This window comes from Agrobacterium sp. 16-172Ci (genome assembly GCF_053522725.1).
Map to the genome: position 1 here is coordinate 1 of NZ_JBNWBW010000042.1, position 23,809 is coordinate 23,809.

Below are 23,809 nucleotides of genomic sequence, written 5' to 3' on the forward strand. Positions count from 1 at the left end.
TCGTGTCCGAGATCGTCGCCAAACGCTCGAATACGAGTAGAATCAACACCGTGCGCCATGTCCACCAAATTTAAACCGGACAGCAGTGGGCCTGTCCCGAGGATCTGCAAGCGATTGATTTTGTTGACGTGCTTAGATCCTTGGGACAAGCCCAAGGATGACGAGAGCGAGGCTCGGGCTGTTTCCTCACAGTCCGAAGTTTCTAGTGGGTTTCAATCAGCTTCCATTGCTCCTAATAAAGACCCGTGTTCCCGGCAGGCCGGGACAACATCTTTGTGGGAGAACAGGCCCTTGGAAGTCAAATGGCTCGAGGATTTCCTGGCGCTGGCCGGAACGCTCAATTTCTCGAAGGCGGCGGATGAGCGGCATGTGACGCAATCCGCCTTCAGCCGGCGTATCAAGCAGCTGGAGGCCTGGGTGGGCGCGACGCTGGTTGACCGCGCCTCCTATCCTTCCCGGCTGACCGAGGCGGGCGTGAAATTCGTGCCGGTGGCGCAGGAGACGCTGAAGCAGCTTTATCATGCCCGGCGCACGCTTCTTCAGGAAGAGGGAGCGGATGCCAGAACGGTGCGGCTGACGGCGTTGCATACCCTGTCCTTCACCTTCTTTCCCGACTGGCTGAAACGGGTGAACGAAAAGGCGGGACCGCTGTTTTCAGTGTTGAGGCCTGATTCCGGGAGTATGGAGGAAAACCTTAATTCGCTGGTGGACGGGCAGAGCGATTTCCTTCTGACCTATGCCCATCCCGAAGTGCCGATGCTGCTCGATGCGCAGACCTTCGAGTTCCGCGTGCTGGGTGCGGAAAACATCATTCCCGTTTCCGCGCCGGCGAAAGAAGGTTCACCGCTGCATGAACTCATGGAAAATGCACGAAAACCATTCGCCTATCTGGACTATGAAAAGGCTTCGTTCTTCGGGCCGTTGCTGCGCGATCTGCTGAGCGCGCGCCTGCCGCAATTCGAGCGGGTGCATGAGGGCAGCATGTCGGTGGGGCTGAAAGCCATGGCGATGGCCGGCTGGGGTGTCGCCTGGGTGCCGGAAAGCCTGATGCGGCAGGAGCTGGACAGCGGCGCGCTGGTGCGTGCCGCCGATGACAGTTTCGATATTGCCGTCGATATCCGGCTCTATCGTTCCAAGGAGAACCGCCGGCCCGTTGTCGAGCGTATATGGGCGGTTCTCGAAGGCTGATGTTTGCTTAAATCGCGGTGCGGCGGGCGTTTTCCAGATAGAGCGCGCGCAGACGGCTGACGAGCGGGCCGGGCTTGCCATTGCCAACCGGCTTGCCGTCGATCTTCGTTACAGAGACAACGAAGTTGGAGGCGCTGGTCAGGCAGGCTTCGTCGGCATTCAGCGCCTCTTCCAGCGTGAAAGGGCGTTCTTCCAGCGTGAAGCCGGCTTCCCTGGCCAATTGCAGGGCGGCGAGGCGGGTGCAGCCGGGCAGGGTCTTGTTGCTGTTGCCGCGGGTGACGATCTTTTTGTCGCCGGTAATGATGTAGGCGGTGGAGGAAGCGCCTTCGGTAACGAAACCATCCTCGATCATCCAGGCTTCGTCACAACCCTCGGCCTTGGCGATGCGCTTGGCCATGACCTGCGGCAGCAGGCAGACGGTCTTGATGTCGCGGCGTTCCCAGCGCTGGTCGGGAACCGATTTGACGGCGATGCCGGCTTCCTCGACCGGGGTGCCGATCAGCTTCTTGGCCTGGGTGAACATGACCAGCGTCGGCTTCAGATCGGCGGAAAACAGGAAGTTGCGGTCTTCAGCACCTCGCGTCAGCTGCAGGTAGATCATGCCTTCGACGAGGTTGTTGTCGGCAATCAGGCGGCGTTCCGCTTCAACGATTTCCTTCGTCGTGACCGGCAGGGTCACGTCGATTTCGCGGGCGCTGCGCTCCAGCCGGGCCATGTGCAGGTCACTGTCGATCAGCTTGCCTTCCAGAACCGAGGTGACTTCATAAATGCCGTCGCCGAACAGGAAACCGCGGTCGAAGATGGAAAGGCGGGCGTCCGCTTCGGGCAGGAATTCGCCGTTGACGTAAACGATGCGACCGGATTGGCTAGTCATGAAAACTCCGTCTGGAAAAGTCAGGCTGAAAGAAGGGTTTTAAGCGCGTCGATGGAAATGGCCTCGACCGTGGAGACCTTGCGGGTGCCGGCATTGAAGCCGGTTGTCGTTTCTGCCGCGCAGAGCGAATTGAGGATCGCCTCCTCCGTCGCCTCTATCGCGGCTTCGAAGAGCGGCGAAATCGCATCGTTGGAAAGTTCTGGATAGTCTGCGACGGCCTTGCGGCGTGCGGGCGTTCGGCGCAGCCGCTCATCGGTGGAGAATGCCAGCGCATAATCGCCGGAACCATTGCTGAGTGCTGCACCCGTGCGCGCCAGACCGCCGAAGCTTCTGGCCGCCAGACGCTTCAGATTGCGGGAGGAGAGCGGCGCATCGGTTGCCACAATGATAACGATCGAGCCGTCTTTGTCCTTGTGGTCAGGGCTGACATAGGGCGCGCCGCAGACAAGCAGATGGCCGCCGTAGTTCGACTGCACGAGAATGCCGAGCGTGTAGGTCGTTCCGGCGATGGTAACGATGCGGGATGCGGTGCCGATGCCGCCTTTCATGCCGAAGGCCACCGTGCCGGTTCCGGCACCCACGCCGCCCTCGGCCACCGGGCCTGTGGCCGCGTTTTGCAGCGCGGCCGAAATTTCCTCGATGGTTGGGCGGCCGGCACGGATGTCGTTCAGGCGGGAATCGTTGGTTTCGCCAACGACGGCATTGATCGAGACGACTTTCTCATTGCCCGGCTGTGCCAGCGTATGGCGGTTGATCGCCTCGATGGCCCGGCCAGTTGCCAGCGTATTGGTGAGGATGATGGGTGTTTCGAGTTCGCCGAGTTCCTCGATCTGGGTGGAACCCGCAAATTTGCCGAAGCCGTTATAGACGGCGAAGGCGGCGGGCAGCTTGTTCTGAAACAGGTTGCCGCCATGCGGCAGGATCGCGGTTGCACCGGTGCGGATCGTGTCGCCTTCGATGACGGTCGAATGGCCGATGGTCACGCCTTCGACATCGGTGATGGCGTTGAGCGGGCCGGTCTCGAAATGGCCGGGCCGGAAACCGATATCGCGCAGTCTCGGGCGGGTCGTCTGATGCATCGGGCGATCACTTTTGCGGAATACGGGCTCAAGGTGGAAAAGGCGCGGCTTGCGAAAAGCTTTGCTCTGACTTGACGTTAGACTACTTCGCCGCGAAACGGCATCGCAAAAATGGAATAGTTTTATGCGGGCAATGGATGCGCTCAGGAGGCGCGCAGCGCGGGTTCGCCTTCACGCTCCAGCCATTGGCGCATCGCGTCTTCCGTCTCTTCGCGCGTTGGTGCGCCGATGCGGCCGCCGAAGATCGTGCATTTCAGCGCGGCGGCAACGGAGGAGAGGCGGATGGCCGCGCGGCTTTCCATGCGCTCAGCCATCGCAAGTGCAAACGTGCCGTGGAAAATATCGCCCGCCGCCAGGGTATCGACTGCCTTAACCTGCATGGTCGTCTGGAAATGCACCGTGGGATCGCCGGCTTCCGTCCACCAGCAGCCTAGTGGACCGGCGGTGACGGCGATGAAGGTCTGCGGGTAGCGGGAATGCAGCATCGGCAGCATGTCCTTCACCGTTTCAAGTCCGGTGAGCCGGGCGGCGGCGGGTTCGGAAAAGACGATATGGGTTGCGGCGGGAGCGAGCTTTTCAAGCGTCTCTACCGGAGCAACGTCGCCATCCAGAATGGCGGGTTTGCCAAGCGCGCGTGCCACCGTCAGAACATCGCGCGCCAGTTCCGGCCAGCGAACATCAACCAGAACGGCATCAAAGGGGGCAATATCCTCCGGCGTGCAGGTGCGTTTTTTCTCATGCAGTCGGTGATCGTAAAAAGGCACGATCAGCCGTTCTCCCCGGTCATCGATGATGATCGTCGACAGGGCCGAGCGTGCGCCGGGCGCAACCGTCATGCCTGATGTGTCGATGCCGCTTTCACTGAGATCGCGCAGGATGCGGGTGCCGGTTTCGTCATCGCCCACCGCGCCCCAGAGGCTAGCGCGACCCCCCATGCGATGAACGGCATAGGCAGCACTGGACGCCATGCCTTCGGCAATCTGCAGCATCTCATAGGGCAGGACCTTGCCTTCGCCCTTCGGCATGTCATGCACACGAAACAGGGTGTCCAGCACAGCGGCACCCACGCAGAGCACATGCTTGCCGCCCTGTCTGTCTGCCATGCTGTTCACTCCTGTCACCTGTCAGATACGCTTGCCGCTGTCCTTGTCGAACAGATGCACGGTTGCCGGATCGATGGCAATGCGGATCGTATCACCGAAGCGGACTTTGAGGCGCTCGCGGAACAGGCAGGCGATCTCGTCGCCCTTGCAATTCAGCTTGGCATAGATTTCCGAGCCGGTGCCTTCGACCAGTTCGACCCGGCCTTCAATGCCACTCTCAGCGGCGCGGATATGTTCCGGCCGCACGCCGTAGACGAGGTCACGGCCGCCCAGCTTGCCGATATCGGCATTGGCGGGCAGCGGCAGGCTGAGGCCCTTCGCCGTGCGGAACACACCTTCCTCCACCCGGCCGCGAATGAAATTCATGGCGGGTGAACCGATGAAACCGGCAACGAAGAGATTGGCGGGATTGTCGTAAAGCTCCAGCGGCGCGCCGATCTGCTCGATGACGCCATCATGCAGCACCACGATCTTGTCGGCCATGGTCATGGCTTCCACCTGGTCGTGGGTAACGTAGATGGTGGTGGTGCCGATGCGCTGGTGCATGGCCTTGATCTCGCCGCGCATCTGCACGCGCAGCTTGGCGTCGAGGTTGGAAAGCGGCTCATCGAACAGGAAGACCTGCGGATCGCGCACCAGGGCGCGGCCCATGGCGACACGCTGGCGCTGGCCGCCGGAAAGCTGGCGCGGATAACGGTCCAGCAGCTTTTCCAGCCCCAGAATGGCGGCGGCCCTGTCCACCTTCGCCTTGGTTTCCTCGGCGCTCACCTTCTTCAGCTTCAGCGCGAAGCCCATATTGTCCTTGACCGTCATGTGCGGATAAAGCGCGTAGTTCTGGAAGACCATGGCGATATCGCGGTCACGGGCGGGCAGGTGGCTGACCTCGCGTGCGCCGATGTGGATTTCGCCGTCGCTCAGCTCTTCGAGCCCGGCGATCATGCGCAGCAGCGTGGATTTGCCGCAGCCGGAAGGGCCGACGAGCACGACAAATTCGCCATCCTTGATGTCGATATCGATGCCATGGATGATGTTGACCGCGCCGAAGCGCTTCTGGACATTTTGGATATTGACCGGTGCCATGTGCAGGTTCCCGTTATGATTTGTTTGGTTCAGCCGCCCTTGACGGCGCCGGCGGTGAGACCCGCCACGATCTGTTTCTGTGCGAACATGGTCAGCAGCAGCACCGGCAGCGTCACGATCAGAGCTGCGGCGGCAAGCGGACCCCAGCTCACCTGTTCGAAGGACAGCATGTTGTAGACCGCGACCGGCAGGGTGCGGGTTTCACGGCTGGCCAGCACGATGCCGAAGACGAAGTTGTTCCAGGAGAAGATGACCGCGAGGATGAAGGAGACGACGATGCCGGGCTTGGCAATCGGCAGCGCCACCAGCCGGAACACCTGCCAGGAGGATGCGCCGTCGATGCTTGCCGCCTCTTCCAGCTCTTTAGGCGTGGTCTCGAAATAACCGATCATGATCCAGACGACGATGGGAACGGTCACGACAAGATGGATGATGATCTGCGGCCAGAGCGTGCCGAGCAGGTTCAGCCATTGGAACAGCAGGAACAGCGGAATGAGGAAGGAGAGGCCGGGCGTCATGCGGGCGATCATGATGACGACCGCCGACTTTTCCGCCTTCAGCCGGGCGATGCCATAACCGGCGGGCACGCCGATGACGAGCGCGAGAATAGTGGCCGCACCGGTGACGAGGACCGAGTTCCAGAAATAGAGGAAGAAGTTGTTTTCCTCGAACACCTTCACATAGTTCGACCAGGCGAAACGTTCGGGAATGAGGATCGGTGGATAGGCGCCGTTGTCGATTTCATATTTCAGCGACAGCGAGATCATCCAGATGAAGAACAGGATGACCGGTGAGATCATCACCAGCGCCACGAAGAACAGGCCGATGCGATCAACCGTCTTGCGTTTCAGGATTTTTGCAGACATCAGCGATCCTCCATCTCGTTCCATTGCGAGCGCTGGCGCACCATCAGAAGCACGAAGGAGAGCGCCACGATGATGATGAAGAAGACGACGGCCATGGCCGAGCCGTAACCGATGTCGTAATAGGCGAACGCCGTATTATAGAGATAGATGTTGATGGTTTCGGACGCGGTGCCGGGTCCGCCCTGGGTCATCGCGTAGATGATGTCGAAGCTTTTGACGGCGTCGATGGAGCGGATGATGACGGCGATCATCAGGAACGGCGCAATCATCGGCATGGTGAGATAACGGAACTTCTGCCAGGCATTGGCGCCGTCGATTTCGGCGCTCTCATAGGGTTCGCGCGGCACGGCGGCCAGTCCGCCGAGCACGATCAGCATGACGAGCGGGGTCCATTGCCAGGTTTCCACCAGCACCAGAGAGGGGATGACGGTGGACTGGTTGTAGATCCATTCCAGCGGGCCGATGCCGATGAAGGAGAGCAGATAGTTCAGGACACCGAGCTGCGGGTGGAACATCATGGTCCAGACGAGCGCGATGGCGACCGGGGTCGCCATCATCGGCATGACGAAGACGCCGCGCAGAAAACCGCGCAGCGGAAACTGCGCATCGAAAACCAGCGCCGCCAATGTTCCGAGGAACAGTGGGGCGACGACCGACAGCACGGTATAGATGAGCGTGTGCCAGAGCGATTCCCAGAACCGGGCGTCGCTGGCGAGCCGGATGTAGTTCTCGAAACCGATAAAGCTCTGCTCCTGTCCGAGCGTCCAGCGATGTGCGCTCATCCAGAGGGTGAACACCCATGGAAAAACGATCACGGCTGATATGACGACAAGTGCCGGTATGACAAAGGGCCAGTAGTTGGGAGCAAGCCTTGCCGGCCTGCTCCCTTCTTTACGACTGACGCCTGTTTTGGTGTTTTCGATGCTCACGGAGGCCATTATCCCTCGCTACGCGCCAGAACGGGTGCGAACTGTTCCGTCGCCTTCTTGAGTTCGGCTGCCGGGTCCGCGCCGCCGATCATATTGGTGAGGCCGACGCCGTAGATGTCGCGGAATTCCGTCACCGGAATGATGACGGGCAGCGCAAGCTGCGAGACCTTGCCGGAACCGACAACGGCATCCAGCCAGGCGGCCGGCATTTTTACGCCTTCGCGCACCTTCTGGTCTTCGAGGATGGACTGGCGGAAGGGAACGCCGGCACCGGCCTGCAGGAGACGCGCACCCATTTCATGCGAGATCGCCCATTGGCAGAAGAGATAGGCGGCTTCCTTCTTGCTGCTGGCTTCGACAACACCAAGACCATCGCCGAAGGTGCCGGCGGCCTGGGTTGCCGGGCCCTTCGGCATGACGCCGTAACCGACCTTGCCGACGACGCGGGATTTTTCCGGGTTCTCGATTGGCGGTGCGAAGCCGACGCCATCGAACCACATGCCGATTTTGCCCTGCAGGAAGGCCGACTGCGCTTCCGCCCAGTTGAAGCCGGAGACGCCGGGAGGAGCGGCTTTGGTCATCAGGCGCTGATAGAGCTTGGCCGCTTCAACCGCCTCCTTGGACTCGGTGTTGACCTTTCCATCCGCGCCGATGGGCTTTGCGCCGTAACCCAGCATCAGCGAGGTCCAGACGGGGGTATTGGCGTTCTTCAGGCCACGGGCAACGAAACCATAGGTGTTGGTTGCGGGATCGGTGATCTTTTCCGCCGCCGTCACCAGTTCCTCGAAGGTCTCAGGGTATTTCAGGCCCTTGGCTTCGAAGAGCTCCTTGTTCCAGTAGACGATCCAGTAATCCACCGAGAAGGGCAGCGAGCGCAGCACGCCGTCGCTATCCTTGGCAAACAGCATGCCGGCCTCGGCAAAATCCTTCTCCGCAAGCGAAGGGTCTGTCAGCGACGGATCCTTGAGGAAGCCGCTGATATCGGCGAGCCATTTGCCCTTTTCAAACTGGCGCTTCTGCACGTGGTAGCTCAGATGCACCACATCGAAGCTCGGCTTGCCGGAGGAAAGCTCGATCACGACCTTCTGGCGCTGCTGCTGTTCCGGGGTTGCTTCGGCATTGACCTTGATGCCGGTCAGCTCTTCGAATTCGCCGAGATATTTGATCAGCGTTTCGCTGCGCGGGCTTTTGACGAGATTGACCTCAAGCGTGGTGCCGGCGTGTTTTTTCCAGTTCACCGCTGCCGATGCCGGGCGAATGCCGAGCATCGCGCCGCCGCCAAGCGCCGCCGTGCCTGCCAGAAAGGCGCGACGCGTGGGGTTGAGCAATGAATGCGTCATGTCAGTTCTCCTCCAGATTAGCCGGAAATTCTCCTCACCCCGGCTTGTTGCTTATTTTCCTGCAATCCCGGCGCAGAACCCTCTTCAGTCCCTGCCGGAATTGCCCTAAACCGCCAGCGCCCTGTCCCTTGCGTTGCGGATATGGGCGGTCAGCCGCTCCACGGCGTCTTCGACGGATCGCCTCTCGATGGCCTCGAGAATGGCGAGATGTTCCTTCATCACCGACTTCACGTGGCCGGCGATGCGGAAGCGCTCCTGATTGATGAGGCGCATCTTGATGGAATTGACCCGGTAGGCGTTCGAGATGATCGAATTGCCGAGCGCATCGATGAAGGCATCGTGCATGCCCCAGTCCACCTGCTGCGCATGCTCGTCCAGTTCCGGCGATTCCCCGCCATTTTCAGCCGCTTCGGCAATGTCGCGATGCTGTTTTAAAAGCTTTGCGATTGCCTCGTCGGAGGCCGAGCGGGTAAAAAGCGCGACAGCCTCCTTTTCGAGAAAGATGCGGAACTGGAACGCCTCGCGGATGAGATTGAGGTCGATATGGGCGACCTGCAACCCCCGCTGCGGCACGGTCTTGATAAGGCCTTCCGCCTCCAGCCGCGGAATGGCCTCCCGGATCGCCCCCAGCGGCAGACCCGTCAACTCCACGAGGCGGCGTTGCGAGATGAACTGCCCCGGGCGAACGTCGCGCGAGAGAAGGTGATGCGTAAAGCTTTCATACGCCCGTTCCCGCAATGTCTGTTCGCCGGTATCTTCCATGCTCAACCTTTCAAGGTCTGTTCAGGCGGCCTGCCTGCGAAACAGCGAATCGAACGCGCCTTCGATCTGCCGCCGGTCCTCCGGTGAAATGGCGACGAGCGGTGCGCGCACGTCCGACCAGATATTTTCCCCTGTCGTGTGTGATACCAGCACCTTGACCGCTGGTGTAACCGGGAATTTCAGAAGTTCCACAACAAGATCTTCGACGCGCTTGTCGTCCTTGCCGTCGACGGCCATGGCGCGGACTTCCTGTGTCAGGAAATTGGCGACGCCGGAGATCGCGCCCTGACCGCCGAGGCGAACACCCTTCGCCAGATCGCGCTCATCGCCTATCAGGATGGCGAGATCGCCATGTTCTTTCAGCAGGCGCTCGGTATGGCTCCAGTTGCCGGAGGAATCCTTGACGCCGGTGACGATGCCGGGGAATGCCTTTTTCAGCCGTCCAACCAGCTCGACCGACAATGTCACCATGGTCACGGAAGGGATGTTGTAGACGAGAATGTCGCGAGCGCCCTTGCCGATCTTTTCGAACACCGCCGAGAACCAGGCAAACAGGCCGTCATCGCCGACATTCTTGAAATAGGAGGGCGGGGCGAGAAGAATATTGCGGGCGCCGGCCTTCAGGGCCTCGGCCGACTGGTCGGCGGCGTCCTCGATGGAATCCACCAGAACGCCGGTGACCAGACGGGAAGGCGCAACGCCGGCCTCGATGAAGCGGGAGAGAATGACCTGCCGTTCACGGCTGCCGACGGAGCATCCTTCGCCCGTGGTGCCGAAGAGTGTGACGCTGTCGCAGCCATTTTCAAGGCAGCGTCGGGCATGGGCGATCATGGCGTCGATATCGACCGTTCCGTCCTTTTTGAAGGGAGTGGTCAGGGCTGCCGAAAGGCCAAATTTCTGGGTCAAGTAAGATGCTCCTCGAAGGTGATTATGCATTGATAACGCTCTGACATGTTAGTTGTAAAGAGGTAATTGCAGTTTGATTGTTCGGGAGATGGGAAGCGAGGAATTCGCTTCGTCGTGCGTTGAGCGGCAATGCTGCGAGGCGTTGGGATGGAAGGGTTGTACAGGGGCAGGGAGGCTGCTTTACCGTGGCGACAGCGGGCTTATGCTTTTTGCAGGGCGAGCGGATAAATGCGAAAATAAAATTTGACTGTTGGAGTAAAGATTTTTATCAGCAATCTGAATATTAGGGATAAAGGGACCATCATCATGACCATTGCGGAGCCGTCAGCGCCTGTAGCAGACATCGAGCAGAGCCGCGTCAAGCGCCTGAAAGCTGCGACGCGCGGCGCGCATGGCGATCTCGATGCCTTCATCATGGCATCGAAGCCGTTCGAGAGCCGGGAGAACTTCGGCAAATTCGTGGAAACGCAATATCTTTTCCATCGTGACCTCGATGTCTTCTTTTCCAATGCGACGCTCGATGGCCTGCTTCCCGATCTCAAGGGCCGCCGCCGTCTCTCCATGATCGAGCAGGACCTTGCCGATCTCGGTCTTGCCATTCCCGAAACCGCCGAGCCGCGCTTCACCGGTGAAACGCCGTTCGATCTGCCGGAGGCCATGGGTTGGCTTTATGTGGTTGAAGGCTCCAATCTGGGCGCTGCTTTCCTGCTGAAGGATGCGGCCAAGCTTGGTCTGAATGAAGACTTCGGCGCGCGCCATCTGGCCGGCGCCCCGGAAGGACGCGGCCTGCACTGGCGCACTTTCACCGCCGCTCTCGATGAGATTTCGCTGACGGTCGAAGAGGAAGAGCGGGTCATCGCCGGTGCGGAAGCCGCTTTCCGGGCCGTGCATGCCTATGCGCGGCAACGCCTCGCCTGAGATTTTGGCATAGCTTTGCGGCAGCTTCTCTCAGGGCGGTTGTAATGCTACGTGTGCATGGATGTTTGGCCGGGTTTTAGCACCTCACTACGTCACCCCGGACTTGATCCGGGGTCCAGCGCGATCAAGTCCTTGATCGCAAAAGACTCATTCCTCACGGCGCAGACGCGCCGTGGCTGGATGCCGGCTCAAGGCCGGCATGACGGAGGGAGGTTTTGGGATGCCGCGCAACGCTCCGCGACCGATGTAAGAGCCGCCCATTTCCCGCAGATTGCGTTCGATATTTGCCGAATAAACAGGCAAATAATTTTATCAAATGATAAAGTTTTTATCTTTTGGTAAAAATAATTCGCCTCCAAAATTTTATCCATTTGATAAAATTATTTTATTTGGTCTGGCACAGAACCTGCTACTCTTTTGCCAAGTCAGGAGACACCTGATGCAAAAAAGGGAACAGCAAGATGGAAGTTGGTGTTTTTATCCCGATCGGGAACAATGGTTGGCTGCTGTCAGAAAACGCGCCGCAATACAAACCGAGTTTCGACCTGAACAAGGCGATCACCTTGAAGGCGGAGCAATATGGTTTCGACTTCGCGCTGTCGATGATCAAGCTGCGCGGTTTTGGCGGCAAGACCGAGTTCTGGGACTATAATCTGGAATCCTTCACGCTGATGGCGGGCCTTGCCGCTGTCACCTCCAAGATCAAGCTGTTCGGCACGGCCGCAACGCTGGTCATGCCGCCGGCCATCGTTGCCCGCATGGCGACGACCATCGATTCCATTTCCGGCGGCCGTTTCGGCATCAATCTTATTACTGGTTGGCAGCGGCCGGAATATAGCCAGATGGGGCTCTGGCCGGGCGACGATTATTTCGGCGACCGCTACGAATATCTCGGCGAATATACTTCCATCTTGAAAGAGCTGCTGACAGACGGACAATCGGACTACAAGGGCAAGTTCTTCCAGATGGACGATTGCCGCATGAAGCCGGTTCCGCAGGGCGACGTCAAACTCATCTGCGCCGGCTCTTCCAATTCCGGAATGGCGTTTTCGGCCAAGTTCGCCGATTACAGCTTCTGCTTCGGTGTCGGCGTCAATACGCCGAAAGCTTTCGCCCCCACCAATGAGCGGCTGCTGGCGGCAACGGAAAAGACCGGCCGCGAGGTTAAGTCCGTCGTGCTGACCATGATCCTTGCCGAGGAAAAATCCGAGGATGCCTGGGCGAAGTGGGAGCATTACAAAGCGGGTGCCGATGAGGACGCGATCAAGTGGCTCGGCCTGCAAAGCGCCGTCGATACCAAATCAGGCTCCGACACCAATGTCCGGCACATGTCCAATCCCGTCTCGGCGGTCAACATCAACATGGGAACGCTGATCGGCTCCTATGAGGAAGTGGCGGCGATGCTGGACGAGATGAGCGAAGTGCCGGGAACGGGCGGCGTGATGCTGACCTTTGATGATTTCCTCGAAGGCGTCGAGAAATTCGGCAAATATGTGCAGCCGCTGATGAAGAGCCGCGCGCATGTTCAGGCTGCACTGGAGGCTGCGGAATGAGTGAAGCCGTCGTGGCGGGTTACAAGGGGCCGGAAAGCCGTTCGGAAAGCGTGACGCTTCCCGCAAGGCCGGAGCCGATCACTCTGAAACCCAGCGAGACCGCCGTTGTTGTGGTTGATATGCAGAACGCCTACTCGACCGAGGGCGGTTATGTCGATCTGGCCGGTTTCGATATTTCCGGGGCCAAGGGCACCATCGCCAACATCAAGAAGACGCTGGATGCCGCGCGGGCGGCGGGTGTTCAGGTCATTTATTTCCAGAATGGCTGGGACAAGGATTATGTCGAGGCGGGTGGCCCGGGTTCGCCCAACTGGCACAAGTCCAACGCCCTGAAGACGATGCGCAAAAGGCCGGAACTACAGGGTCAGCTGTTGGCCAAGGGCACGTGGGACTATGCCATTGTCGACGAGCTGCAGCCGCAGCCCAGTGATATTCTGGTGCCGAAGACGCGTTATAGCGGTTTCTTCAACACCAATATGGACAGCGTCTTGCGCGCGCGCGGCATCCGCAATCTGGTCTTTGTCGGCATCGCCACCAATGTCTGCGTGGAAAGCTCACTGCGCGACGCCTTCCACCTCGAATATTTCGGGGTGATGCTGGAGGATGCCACGCATCATCTGGGCCCGGACTATATCCAGCAGGCGACGGTCTACAATGTCGAGAAATTTTTCGGCTGGGTCGCCACCGTCAATGATTTCTGCGGCGTCATCTCGCAGGCCGCACCCGTCAGCGCTTGATATCCAACCACAAGAGGAGAACGAAATGCCGAAGAAGATCGTCGTGCCCGCCGGCACCAGCAAACCCATCGCTCCCTTTTCGCCGGGAACCCTTGCCGATGGCGTGGTTTACGTTTCCGGCACGCTGCCCTTCGACAAGGACAATAATGTCGTGCATGTGGGCGATGCGAGCGCCCAGACCCGCCATGTTCTGGAAACCATCAAGTCCGTCATCGAAACCGCCGGCGGCACGATGGAGGACGTGACGATGAACCATATCTTCATCACCGACTGGGCGAATTACCAGGCCGTCAACACGGTCTATGCCGAATATTTCCCCGGCGACAAGCCGGCGCGTTATTGCATCCAGTGCGGCCTCGTAAAGCCAGACGCGCTGGTGGAAATCGCCACCGTCGCCCATATCGGCAAATAGGGCGAAACGGCAGATGATGCATTTCGAGGTTCATGGCCGGACTGATCCTGAGGCGCCCACAATCCTGCTGTCATCGGGGCTGGGCGGATCGGGCTCCTATTGGACGCCGCAGATCGAAGCCCTTGCCGATCATTTCCGGATCGTCACCTACGACCATCGCGGAACCGGCAGGACCGGCGGCGAGGTGCCGCTGGATGGCGGCATATCGGCGATGGCGGATGATGTGCTGGAAATCGTCTCGGCGCTGAACCTCGAGAAATTCCACTTCATGGGTCATGCGCTTGGCGGTCTGATCGGCCTCGATATCGCGCTGCGCAGGCCCGGCCTTATCGACAGGCTCGTTCTCATCAATGCCTGGAGCAAGGCGGATCCGCATTCCGGGCGCTGCTTCGATGTGCGGATCGAGCTTCTGGAGAAATCCGGCGTTGAGGCTTTCGTGAAAGCCCAGCCGCTGTTTCTTTATCCGGCCGCCTGGATGTCGGACCATCAGGAGCGGCTGGCGCGGGACGATGCCCATGGCGTCGCGCATTTTCAGGGCAAGGGGAATGTGCTTCGGCGCATCGCGGCACTGAGGGCCTTTGACGTCGATAGTCGCCTTGGCGAGATCGGCAATCCGGTTCTGGTGGTGGGCACGAAAGACGATCTTCTGGTGCCCTACACTCGCTCCGTGCGTCTCGCTGAGGGTTTGCCGCAGGGGGAACTCTGCCTTCTCGATTTCGGGGCGCATGCGGTCAATATTACTGAAGCTGACCTTTTCAATGCTCGGCTTTTGCAGTTTCTGCTACCGGCAACACGAACATTCTGACGGGATTTTTAGGACAATGACCACAGCACTCGACGACAAGGCACTTGCAGCACTTTTCACCGCGGCGCGCACCCACAATGGCTGGGCTGACAAGCCGGTCGGCGACGAGACGCTGAGAGAGCTTTACGATCTGACGAAGATGGGTCCGACCTCAGCCAATTGCTCGCCGGGGCGTTTCGTGTTCGTGCGCAGCCAGGAAGCGAAAGAAAAACTGCGGCCGGCGCTTTCGTCGGGTAATCTTGAAAAGACCATGGCAGCACCCGTCACCGTGATTGCCGCCATCGACCGCGAATTTTACGAAAAACTGCCGATGCTGTTTCCGCATGCCGATGCCCGTTCGTGGTTCACCTCCAGCCCGGCCGTGGCCGAGGAAACGGCCTTCCGCAATGCCACTTTGCAGGCGGGCTATCTCATCCTAGCAGCCCGCTCGTTGGGACTTGATACCGGGGCGATGTCCGGTTTCGATAAAGGCAAAGTGGATGCGGCGTTTTTTGCCGGCACGACGTGGAAATCCAATTTCCTGATCAATCTCGGTTATGGCGATCCGTCTAAGCTCTTTGGCCGCCTGCCGCGTCTTGGCTTTGATGACGCCTGTGTGCTGGCTTGATGGCCTGTTAAGGAAGGATGGGTTAGATGCAGATGATGTCTCTTGAAAAGGAAGCGGAAATGGAGACGAAGACTGCACAGCAGCGCAGCCTCGATTATAGAAACGCCATGGCGCGGCTCGGTGCGGCGGTCAATATCGTCACCACGGACGGGGCGGCAGGCCGTGCAGGCTTTGCAGCGACAGCGGTTTGCAGCGTTTCCGACAACCCGCCCACCCTTCTTATCTGCCTCAACCGCAATTCTTCCGCTTACAGGGTGGTGAAGGCCAATGGCGTCGTCTGCGTCAACACGCTCGCCGCCCATCACGAGGTGCTGAGCACGCTTTTCGGCGGCAAGACGCCGGCGGAAGAGCGTTTCGCTGCCGGGAGCTGGGGTGTGCTTGAAACCGGCGCGCCGGTTCTGGAGGACGCGCTTGTCTCTTTCGACTGCCGCATCCGCGAGGCGCATGACGGCGGCACGCATGATATTCTGATCTGCGATGTCGTCGATATGAAGATCAATGCGGGCGATGAGGCGCTGATGTATTTCAACCGGCGTTACCGGGTGCTTTGAGCGCGGTCTTTTGAAAGTTGGAAGTGGCGGCAGTCTATCGACAAAGTCCCGCGGAACGGTTCCGTTTGGCGCGGCCGTAGCATCCGCACACCGTCACCCCGGACTCGATCCGGGGTCCAGCGCGATCAAGTCCTTGATCGCATGATACTCTTTTCACGGCGCAGACGCGCCGTGGCTGGATGCCGGATCAAGTCCGACATGACGGACGAAACGTATCGTCGTTTCTCAGAAATTCGAAGGCGTTTCCGGTTTCCCGGAAACGCCTTTTTCATTTACTTGATCAGCGGCAGAAGATCGTTGATCGATTTCTTGGCGTCGCCGTAGAACATGCGGGTATTGTCCTTGTAGAACAGCGGGTTCTCGATGCCGGAGTAACCCGTGCCCTGGCCGCGCTTGGAGACGATGACCAGTTTGGACTTCCACACTTCCAGAACCGGCATGCCGGCAATCGGCGAGTTCGGATCGTCCTGGGCGGCCGGATTGACGATGTCGTTGGAGCCGATGACGATAACGACGTCGGTATTGGGGAAGTCGTCGTTGATCTCGTCCATTTCCAGTACGATGTCGTAGGGCACCTTGGCTTCGGCCAGCAGCACGTTCATGTGGCCGGGAAGACGGCCTGCGACCGGGTGGATGGCGAAGCGCACGGTCTTGCCGTCGGCGCGCAGCTTGCGGGTCAGTTCGGAGACCGCGGCCTGCGCCTGCGCCACCGCCATGCCGTAGCCGGGAACGATGATGACGCTGTCGGCGTCATTCAGCGCTGCGGCCACGCCTTCGGCGTCGATCGCCACCTGCTCGCCCTCGATTTCCATCGCCGGACCCGTCGTGCCGCCGAAGCCGCCGAGGATGACCGAGATGAAGGAGCGGTTCATCGCCTTGCACATGATGTAGGAGAGGATCGCACCCGAGGAGCCGACCAGCGCACCGGTGACGATCAGCAGATCGTTGCCGAGCGTGAAGCCGATTGCCGCGGCCGCCCAGCCGGAATAGCTGTTCAGCATCGAAACGACGACAGGCATGTCGGCGCCGCCGATGCCCATGATCAGGTGATAACCGATGAAGAAGGCGGCCAGCGTCATCAGCACCAGTGTCCATGCGCCGGCGCCGTTGCAATACATGATGAGCAGCACGAGCGACAGGATCGCAGCGCCGGCATTGAGCAAATGTCCGCCCGGCAGTTTCTTCGCCTTGCCGTCCACCTTGCCGGCAAGCTTGCCGAAGGCGACGACGGAGCCAGTGAAGGTGACTGCGCCGATGAAGACGCCAAGGAAGACCTCGACCTTCATGATCGCCAGTTCAACCGGCGTCTTGTGGGCGAGAATGGCGGAAAAGCCCGTCAGCAGCGAACGCGCGGTCTCATCGAGCGAGGCGACATGCGCTTCCTCGATATGGGCGTTGAAGCCGATGAAGACGGCGGCGAGGCCGACGAAGGAGTGAAGGGCTGCAACAAGCTGCGGCATTTCGGTCATCTGCACGCGGCTTGCGATGAAGTAGCCGAGAACGGAGCCGCCCGCCAGCATCAGCAGCACCACGAGCCACTGCCCGACGCCCTTGCTGATCTCAGGGCCGAAGACGGTGGCGACGATGGCGAGACCCATGCCGACAATGCCGTACCAGACGGCGCGTTTGGCGCTTTCCTGTCCGGAAAGGCCACCAAGAGAAAGGATGAAAAGAACGGCTGCGGCAACATAGGCCGCGGAAACGATACCAATGGTCATTGAATGTCCCCTACACGGCTCAGGACTTCTGGAACATGGCGAGCATGCGCCGTGTCACGAGGAAACCGCCGACGATGTTGATCGTCGCGATCAGGACGGAAAGCGAGGCGAGGATCACCACCAGCCAGTTGCCGGAACCGATCTGCAGCAATGCGCCGATGATGACGATGCCGGAAATCGCGTTCGTCACCGCCATCAGCGGCGTGTGCAGCGAATGGCTGACGTTCCAGATGACCTGGAAACCGACGAAGCAGGCCAGCACGAAAACGATGAAGTGGCTCATGAAGCTTGCCGGTGCGAAAGCGCCCACCAGAAGCAGGATCGCAGTACCGACGGCGAGCAGGCCGACCTGGCTTTTCGTCTGCGCCTTGAAGTCCGCGTGTTCCTTGGCGTGCTTTTCCTCAGGCGTGAGTTCTTTTGCTCTTTCCTTCGGCTTCTGCGCGGCAATCGCCTGAATTTTCGGCGGCGGCGGGGGGAAGGTAATTTCACCCTGATAGGTGACCGTCGCACCGCGGATGACGTCGTCTTCCATGTTGTGAACCGGCTTGCCGTCCTTTGCGGGCGTCAGATCGGTCATCATGTGGCGGATGTTGGTGGAATAGAGCGTCGAGGCCTGTGTGGCCATACGGCTCGGGAAATCCGTGTAGCCGATGACGATGACGCCATTCTCTGAGACGACACGGCTGTCGGGAACCGTGAGGTCGCAATTGCCGCCGCGTTCGGCGGCCAGGTCGACGATGACCGAACCCGGCTTCATCATCGCCACCATGTCGGCGAGCCACAGTTTCGGGGCGTCGCGGCCCGGAATGAGCGCCGTGGTAATGACGATATCGATCTGCGGCGCGAGTTCGCGGAATTTTTCGAGCTGCTTTTCGCGGAATTCCGGCGAGGAGGGGGCGGCATAACCGCCGGTGGCCGCGCCATCCTGCTGCTGGTCGGCGAAATCGAGATAGACGAATTGCGCGCCCATGGATTCGATCTGTTCGGCCACTTCCGGGCGAACGTCGAAGGCATAAGTGATGGCGCCGAGCGATGTGGCCGTGCCGATGGCGGCAAGACCGGCGACGCCTGCGCCGATGACCAGCACCTTGGCGGGCGGCACCTTGCCGGCGGCGGTGACCTGACCGGTGAAGAAGCGGCCGAAATTATTGCCGGCCTCGATGACCGCGCGATAACCGGCGATATTGGCCATGGAGGACAGGGCGTCCATTTTCTGGGCACGGGAAATGCGCGGCACCATGTCCATGGCGATGACATTTGCGCCCTTTTCCTTCGCCTGCTCCAGAAGGTCCTTGTTCTGAGCGGGATAGAAGAACGAGATCAGCGTCTTGTCCGAAGACAGGCGATCAATCTCCGACGTTTCCGGCGGGCGAACCTTGGCGATGATGTCGGAACCGGCGTAAAGCGCATCGGCGCTGTCGACGATCGTTACACCGGCTGCGCGATAGGCGTCGTCGGAAAAACCCGCCGCCTTGCCTGCACCGGTTTCAAGAATGCAATCATATCCGAGTTTCTGCAATGCCTGGGCGCTGTCGGGCGTCATGCCGACGCGCGCCTCGCCCTCATATAATTCCTTAGGTGTCCCGATTCTCAAAATGGCTCTCCCTCTGCCTGATAATATAGGGGGGTCATAACCTATTCAGGGGGGCTTTGTCTCCATATTGATTTTGTCTTGCCTGCGACGGAATGACAGCCCGCTGCGACAGTCTTGTTCGATATGCGGACGTATCGCGCAATAAAAGAACCCGGCGCTTCGGCGCCGGGTTCCAAAAATGTCAAACAGGGTATGGCTCAATCCATGGCGTGGATATCGCGATCCTTGGTTTCCGGCAGGAACAGCAGGCCGACGACCAGCGTGATGCCCGCGAAGATGATCGGGTACCAGAGGCCGTAATAGATGTCGCCCTTCGCCGCGCTCATCGCAAAGGCGGTGGCGGGCAGAAGGCCGCCGAACCAGCCGTTACCGATGTGGTATGGCAGCGACATGCCGGAGTAGCGGATGCGGGTCGGGAACAGTTCGACCAGCAGGGCCGCGATCGGGCCGTAGACCATCGTTACGTAGATGACGAGGACGGTCAGTACCGCGATGATGACGACCCAGTTCACGGCGGCCGGATCGGCCACCATGGAGAAGGTGCCGCCGCCGGCTACGGTGTAGACAGCCATTTCCGCGGCACCAGCGGCTTCTGCCGGTGTCAGCAGCTTGTCCGCCACCAGCTTATCGGTCGCGACCATTTTCTTGTCGGCAGCGCGAACGGCCTCCGCATTGAGGTTAAGCTCCGGATTTGCGGCAATGAAGGCATCCAGTTTCGCGTCCGGCACCTGCGCCGCGCCGCGCACCAGCGGGTAGCCGCCATCGTGAAGCGCCATGTTGACCTGCTTCTGGAAGGCCTTGTCCTTGGCTGCCGCATCCGCACCGGCGGCAACGGCGTCGTAGCTGGTGATGGTGGCATCGCCGATCTTCACGGTGGCCGGCTGGCCGGCTGTGCCCGCAACCACGTCATAGGGAACGGAGTTGCGCGTCAGGAACGAGGTGGCGATATCGCAGGATGTGGTGAACTTCGCCGTGCCGGTCGGGTTGAACTGGAACTTGCAGTCGCCGGGGGCTGCGGTCACGGTGGCGCGAACGGTGGACTGGGCTTGCGCCAGCGCCGGGTTGCCGGCCCATGTCAGTGCCTTGAACAGCGGGAAGTAGGTCAGCATGGCAAGGATGAGACCGGCCATGATGATCGGCTTGCGGCCGATCTTGTCGGAAAGCCAGCCGAAGATGACGAAGAAGCTGGTGCCGAGGATGAGTGCTGCCGCCACCATGATGTTGGCGGACTGGCCGTCGACCTTCAGGATGCTCTGCAGGAAGAACAGCGCGTAGAACTGGCCCGTATACCAGACAACGGCCTGGCCGATGACGGCGCCGACAAGCGCGATGAGCGCAATCTTGGCGTTCTTCCACTGGCCGAAGGCTTCGCTGAGCGGCGCCTTGGATGTCTTGCCTTCTTCCTTCATTTTCTTGAAGGCCGGAGATTCGTTCATTTTCAGACGAATCCAGACCGATACGCCGAGCAGCAGAACGGAGACGAGGAAGGGAATGCGCCAGCCCCAGGCGGCGAAGGCTTCCTTGCCGAGTGCGAACTGCACGCCGAGAATGACCACCAGCGACAGGAACAGGCCGAGCGTCGCCGTCGTCTGGATCCATGAGGTGTAATAGCCCCTGCGGCCGTTCGGTGCATGTTCGGCGACGTAGGTTGCCGCACCGCCATATTCACCGCCGAGCGCCAGGCCCTGCAGCATGCGCAGAACGATCAGGATGATCGGAGCGGCAATGCCGATCTGCGATGCGCCGGGCAGGACGCCGACGAGGAAGGTCGAAACGCCCATGATGAGGATGGTGATGAGGAAGGTATATTTGCGGCCGACAATGTCGCCCAGACGGCCGAATACCAGCGCGCCGAAGGGGCGCACGAGGAAGCCGGCGGCGAAGGCCAGCAGCGCAAAGATGTTGCGTGTCGTTTCCGGATATTGGCTGAAGAAGTTCGCGCCGATATAGATCGCGAGCGAGCCGTACAGATAAAAATCGTACCATTCGAAGACTGTTCCGAGAGAAGAGGCGAAAATCACCTTCTTCTCTTCACCCGTCATTGGACGGGCGGCGCCGCTCACGGCTGCAATATCTGCCATTGTCTGTCCTCCACAGATGTCCCAATTGGCGCATTGCGGAGCCCATCTCTCTCCTCCGGACTCCCCATAAGGGTGCAATGCGCGGAGTGTCAGAGTGACAGAAAATTCACTGCAATAAGAGCGATGCTTTCGGATTATGACTTTAGTCTAATGCAAGGCGTCCCGAAAATGTCGCGAGGCCGATTTTACGGCCTGCGCAAGACGCCTCCAAACGCGCCTTTTTTCTTGACACAACCGAGAAACCTTCTAATAGCTTCTCGCGAAGAAGGAGCATCACCTTGCGCATGCATGTTGCAGACATGTTCGTCATGGAAGGACCGGCACAATCCGCCGGCGATGATCCGCGCCTTTCTCATTCTACCCGAATTACGGCCAAAACGACGATTAAAACCGTCTAACGTCTCTGGCCACCGCTCTCTCCCCGGTTTGGCTGGGGATCGAGGAAGCCGCGATCTGATGCGGGTTCCCACCTCACCAAAAAGAGGAGAGACAGAAAGAGAGCTTGATCATGGGTTTCAAAGTTGCAATTGCAGGCGCCACCGGCAACGTCGGTCGCGAAATGCTCAATATCTTGGCCGAACGCGGTTTCCCCGCCGATGAAGTCGTGCCGCTTGCTTCCGCCCGCTCGCAGGGCACGGAAGTCTCCTATGGCGACCGCACGCTGAAGGTCTCGAACCTCGAGAACTACGATTTTTCCGACACGGATATTTGCCTGATGTCGGCCGGCGGCGATGTTTCCAAGAAGTGGTCGCCGAAGATCGGCCAGCAGGGCTGCGTTGTCATCGACAACTCGTCCGCATGGCGCTACGACCAGGACGTTCCGCTGATCGTTCCGGAAGTCAATGCCGATGCAGTTGCGGGCTTCACCAAGAAGAACATCATCGCCAACCCCAATTGCTCCACGGCACAGCTCGTCGTCGCGCTGAAGCCGCTGCATGACTTCGCCAAGATCAAGCGCGTCGTCGTTTCCACCTACCAGTCGGTGTCCGGCGCCGGCAAGGAAGGCATGGACGAGCTGTTCCAGCAGACCCGCGCCGTGTTCGTCGCTGATCCGGTGGAAGCCAAGAAGTTCACCAAGCGCATCGCCTTCAACGTCATTCCGCATATCGACGTCTTCATGGAAGACGGCTACACCAAGGAAGAGTGGAAGGTTCTGGCCGAAACCAAGAAGATGCTCGATCCGAAGATCAAGGTAACCTGCACGGCCGTGCGCGTTCCGGTCTTCATCGGCCATTCGGAATCGGTCAATATCGAGTTCGAAAACGAGATCACCGCCGATCAGGCGCGCGACATCCTGCGCGAAGCGCCGGGTTGCCTCGTGATCGACAAGCGCGAAAACGGCGGCTACATCACCCCGGTTGAATCCGCCGGTGAGGATGCGACCTATATCTCGCGCATCCGCGAAGATGCGACGGTGGAAAACGGCCTCAACCTGTGGGTTGTTTCCGACAATCTGCGCAAGGGTGCGGCTCTCAACGCCGTCCAGATCGCCGAACTGTTGATCAATCGTGGTTTCATCAAGCCCCGCAAGGCGGCTGCCTGATCCACGATACGATTTTTTAAGGTTCGTTAAGTATAACCCGTCTGTTCTGTGTGGGGCAGGCGGGTTTCATAATTGGCGACGATCACGGCCAGTTTATTTGCAGGCCTTGCTGCCGAAAGGCAATTTAGGCCGCCAAAAGACAGTTTTGGCACCTGAATCATACAGTATTGACGGTTTGGTTCTCGGGAAAAATTCCCCAAAGGATATCGAAGGCAGATTTTGATGCGGGCAATGAAGGTAATTCTGGCTGGTGTGGCCATGGTTTCGGTTCTGGCAGCGACGCCGGTTATGGCTGCGCAATGCGGCAACACTTCGGCGGGCTTCGATGCCTGGGTCGGCGCCTTCAAGCAGGAAGCGGCGGGCCGCGGCGTCAGCGCCTCGGTGCTCGACCGTGCTTTCTCCGGCGTCTCCTACAACCAGGCGACGATCCGCGCCGACCGCGGCCAGCACAGCTTCAAGCTCTCCTTCGAACAATTCATGCAGAAGCGCGGCGGTCAGACGATCATTTCGCGCGGCAAGACCATGAAGAAGAACAATGCTGCTCTCTTCGCCTCCATCGAGCGCGCCTATGGCGTGCCGGCCGGTCCGCTGCTCGCCATCTGGGGCATGGAAACCGGCTTTGGCGGCTTCATGGGCAACCAGCATACGCTTTCCGCCGTGGCGACGCTCTCCTTCGATTGCCGTCGTTCGGATTATTTCACCGAGCAGCTTTACGCGGCCCTCAAGCTCGTCGGCAGCGGTTCGCTCAACGTCAACGCCAAGGGTGCGGCCCATGGTGAAATCGGCCAGACGCAGTTCCTGCCGCTGAACGTCGTGCGTTACGGCGTGGATTTCGACCGCGACGGCCGTATCGATCTCGTCGGTTCGCGTGCCGATGCGCTGGCTTCCACCGCGAACTTCCTCGTCGGCCATGGCTGGCAGCGCGGTGCAGGCTACCAGCAGGGACAGGCAAACTACGCCGCCATCCAGGGCTGGAACGCCGCAAGCGTCTACCAGCAGGCGATTGCCTTCATCGGCAAGGCGATTGACGGCCAATAAGGCTGCTTTCCACGCGCGAATTCCCACTTCCGTCATGCCGGACTTGTGTGGACGTATTGTGGTTTACTTGATGCATAGGCCGGGATGCGCATCCCGGCCTATGCAGGCAGGCGGCCGTATTTCCG

At 59.8% G+C, this 23,809-nt stretch carries 22 protein-coding genes; 10 read left to right on the forward strand and 12 right to left on the reverse strand.

The annotated features are described in order from the left end of the window. Positions 1 to 291 precede the first annotated feature (291 nt). Complete coding sequence (locus tag ACQZ40_RS24695) at positions 292 to 1,188, forward strand: LysR substrate-binding domain-containing protein (protein ID WP_448748831.1); 897 nt, start codon at positions 292 to 294, stop codon at positions 1,186 to 1,188. Positions 1,189 to 1,195: 7 nt separating this feature from the next. Here ACQZ40_RS24695 and ACQZ40_RS24700 read toward each other — a convergent pair whose 3' ends face one another. The 9 genes from ACQZ40_RS24700 to ACQZ40_RS24740 form a co-directional block, all read right to left on the reverse strand. Then, positions 1,196 to 2,062, reverse strand: a complete 867-nt coding sequence (locus tag ACQZ40_RS24700; protein WP_448748832.1) for a D-amino-acid transaminase — start codon at positions 2,060 to 2,062, stop codon at positions 1,196 to 1,198. A gap of 20 nt (positions 2,063 to 2,082) precedes the next feature. Then, complete coding sequence (locus tag ACQZ40_RS24705; protein WP_448748833.1) at positions 2,083 to 3,141, reverse strand: P1 family peptidase; 1,059 nt, start codon at positions 3,139 to 3,141, stop codon at positions 2,083 to 2,085. A gap of 143 nt (positions 3,142 to 3,284) precedes the next feature. Then, entirely contained in the window at positions 3,285 to 4,244 is a 960-nt protein-coding gene (locus ACQZ40_RS24710; protein ID WP_448748834.1) for a sugar kinase, read from the reverse strand. 21 nt (positions 4,245 to 4,265) lie between these two features. Further along, positions 4,266 to 5,324 carry an ABC transporter ATP-binding protein gene (locus ACQZ40_RS24715; RefSeq protein ID WP_448748835.1) on the reverse strand — a complete coding sequence of 353 codons (1,059 nt, stop codon included), beginning with the start codon at positions 5,322 to 5,324 and terminating at the stop codon, positions 4,266 to 4,268. A gap of 29 nt (positions 5,325 to 5,353) precedes the next feature. Continuing rightward, positions 5,354 to 6,175, reverse strand: coding sequence for a carbohydrate ABC transporter permease (locus tag ACQZ40_RS24720; RefSeq protein WP_174036486.1), 822 nt, complete (start codon positions 6,173 to 6,175; stop codon positions 5,354 to 5,356). 14 nt (positions 6,176 to 6,189) lie between these two features. Then, a complete protein-coding gene (locus ACQZ40_RS24725; protein WP_065655583.1) occupies positions 6,190 to 7,128 on the reverse strand; it encodes a carbohydrate ABC transporter permease in 939 nt (312 codons plus the stop codon). After that, a complete protein-coding gene (locus ACQZ40_RS24730; RefSeq protein ID WP_065655582.1) occupies positions 7,128 to 8,459 on the reverse strand; it encodes an ABC transporter substrate-binding protein in 1,332 nt (443 codons plus the stop codon). The genes ACQZ40_RS24725 and ACQZ40_RS24730 overlap by 1 nt, the downstream gene beginning before the upstream one ends. Positions 8,460 to 8,564: 105 nt before the next feature. Next, entirely contained in the window at positions 8,565 to 9,221 is a 657-nt protein-coding gene (locus ACQZ40_RS24735) for a GntR family transcriptional regulator (RefSeq protein ID WP_020810165.1), read from the reverse strand. Positions 9,222 to 9,242: 21 nt separating this feature from the next. Further along, positions 9,243 to 10,127 (reverse strand): dihydrodipicolinate synthase family protein, encoded by an 885-nt coding sequence (locus ACQZ40_RS24740; RefSeq protein WP_448748836.1) that lies wholly within the window; start codon positions 10,125 to 10,127, stop codon positions 9,243 to 9,245. Between the two features lie 306 nt (positions 10,128 to 10,433). Between ACQZ40_RS24740 and ACQZ40_RS24745 the strand changes: the two genes are divergently transcribed. The 7 genes from ACQZ40_RS24745 (at position 10,434) to rutF (ending at position 15,710) form a co-directional block, all read left to right on the forward strand. After that, positions 10,434 to 11,045: a biliverdin-producing heme oxygenase gene (locus ACQZ40_RS24745; RefSeq protein ID WP_065655579.1), complete on the forward strand. Its 612-nt coding sequence runs from the start codon at positions 10,434 to 10,436 to the stop codon at positions 11,043 to 11,045. A gap of 461 nt (positions 11,046 to 11,506) precedes the next feature. Continuing rightward, positions 11,507 to 12,598: a pyrimidine utilization protein A gene (gene rutA / locus ACQZ40_RS24750; RefSeq protein WP_448748837.1), complete on the forward strand. Its 1,092-nt coding sequence runs from the start codon at positions 11,507 to 11,509 to the stop codon at positions 12,596 to 12,598. Next, positions 12,595 to 13,335: a pyrimidine utilization protein B gene (gene rutB / locus ACQZ40_RS24755; RefSeq protein WP_448748838.1), complete on the forward strand. Its 741-nt coding sequence runs from the start codon at positions 12,595 to 12,597 to the stop codon at positions 13,333 to 13,335. The genes rutA and rutB overlap by 4 nt, the downstream gene beginning before the upstream one ends. Positions 13,336 to 13,360: 25 nt before the next feature. Beyond that, a complete protein-coding gene (rutC, locus tag ACQZ40_RS24760; protein WP_003492069.1) occupies positions 13,361 to 13,747 on the forward strand; it encodes a pyrimidine utilization protein C in 387 nt (128 codons plus the stop codon). 13 nt (positions 13,748 to 13,760) lie between these two features. Continuing rightward, positions 13,761 to 14,552, forward strand: a complete 792-nt coding sequence (gene rutD, locus ACQZ40_RS24765) for a pyrimidine utilization protein D (RefSeq protein WP_448748839.1) — start codon at positions 13,761 to 13,763, stop codon at positions 14,550 to 14,552. Between the two features lie 16 nt (positions 14,553 to 14,568). After that, positions 14,569 to 15,159 carry a malonic semialdehyde reductase gene (locus ACQZ40_RS24770; protein WP_125145444.1) on the forward strand — a complete coding sequence of 197 codons (591 nt, stop codon included), beginning with the start codon at positions 14,569 to 14,571 and terminating at the stop codon, positions 15,157 to 15,159. Between the two features lie 26 nt (positions 15,160 to 15,185). Next, positions 15,186 to 15,710, forward strand: a complete 525-nt coding sequence (gene rutF, locus ACQZ40_RS24775) for an NADH-dependent FMN reductase RutF (RefSeq protein WP_059760055.1) — start codon at positions 15,186 to 15,188, stop codon at positions 15,708 to 15,710. Positions 15,711 to 15,982: 272 nt separating this feature from the next. Here the strand turns inward: rutF and ACQZ40_RS24780 are convergent, their stop codons facing one another. The 3 genes from ACQZ40_RS24780 to ACQZ40_RS24790 all read right to left on the reverse strand — a co-directional run bounded on the left by ACQZ40_RS24780 (position 15,983) and on the right by ACQZ40_RS24790 (position 21,103). Then, the gene (locus tag ACQZ40_RS24780; protein ID WP_448748840.1) at positions 15,983 to 17,428 is read right to left on the reverse strand and encodes an NAD(P)(+) transhydrogenase (Re/Si-specific) subunit beta; all 1,446 of its coding nucleotides are present in this window, start codon (positions 17,426 to 17,428) and stop codon (positions 15,983 to 15,985) included. Positions 17,429 to 17,447: 19 nt separating this feature from the next. Beyond that, a complete protein-coding gene (locus ACQZ40_RS24785) occupies positions 17,448 to 19,022 on the reverse strand; it encodes a Re/Si-specific NAD(P)(+) transhydrogenase subunit alpha (RefSeq protein ID WP_448748841.1) in 1,575 nt (524 codons plus the stop codon). 197 nt (positions 19,023 to 19,219) lie between these two features. After that, on the reverse strand, positions 19,220 to 21,103 hold the full coding sequence (locus ACQZ40_RS24790; RefSeq protein ID WP_161987856.1) for an MFS transporter: 1,884 nt from the start codon (positions 21,101 to 21,103) through the stop codon (positions 19,220 to 19,222). A 508-nt stretch (positions 21,104 to 21,611) separates the two neighbouring features. Between ACQZ40_RS24790 and ACQZ40_RS24795 the strand changes: the two genes are divergently transcribed. Both ACQZ40_RS24795 and ACQZ40_RS24800 read left to right on the forward strand, forming a co-directional pair. After that, complete coding sequence (locus ACQZ40_RS24795) at positions 21,612 to 22,646, forward strand: aspartate-semialdehyde dehydrogenase (protein ID WP_003522626.1); 1,035 nt, start codon at positions 21,612 to 21,614, stop codon at positions 22,644 to 22,646. A gap of 222 nt (positions 22,647 to 22,868) precedes the next feature. Next, positions 22,869 to 23,684 (forward strand): lytic murein transglycosylase, encoded by an 816-nt coding sequence (locus ACQZ40_RS24800; protein WP_078051652.1) that lies wholly within the window; start codon positions 22,869 to 22,871, stop codon positions 23,682 to 23,684. Positions 23,685 to 23,809: the final 125 nt, after the last annotated feature.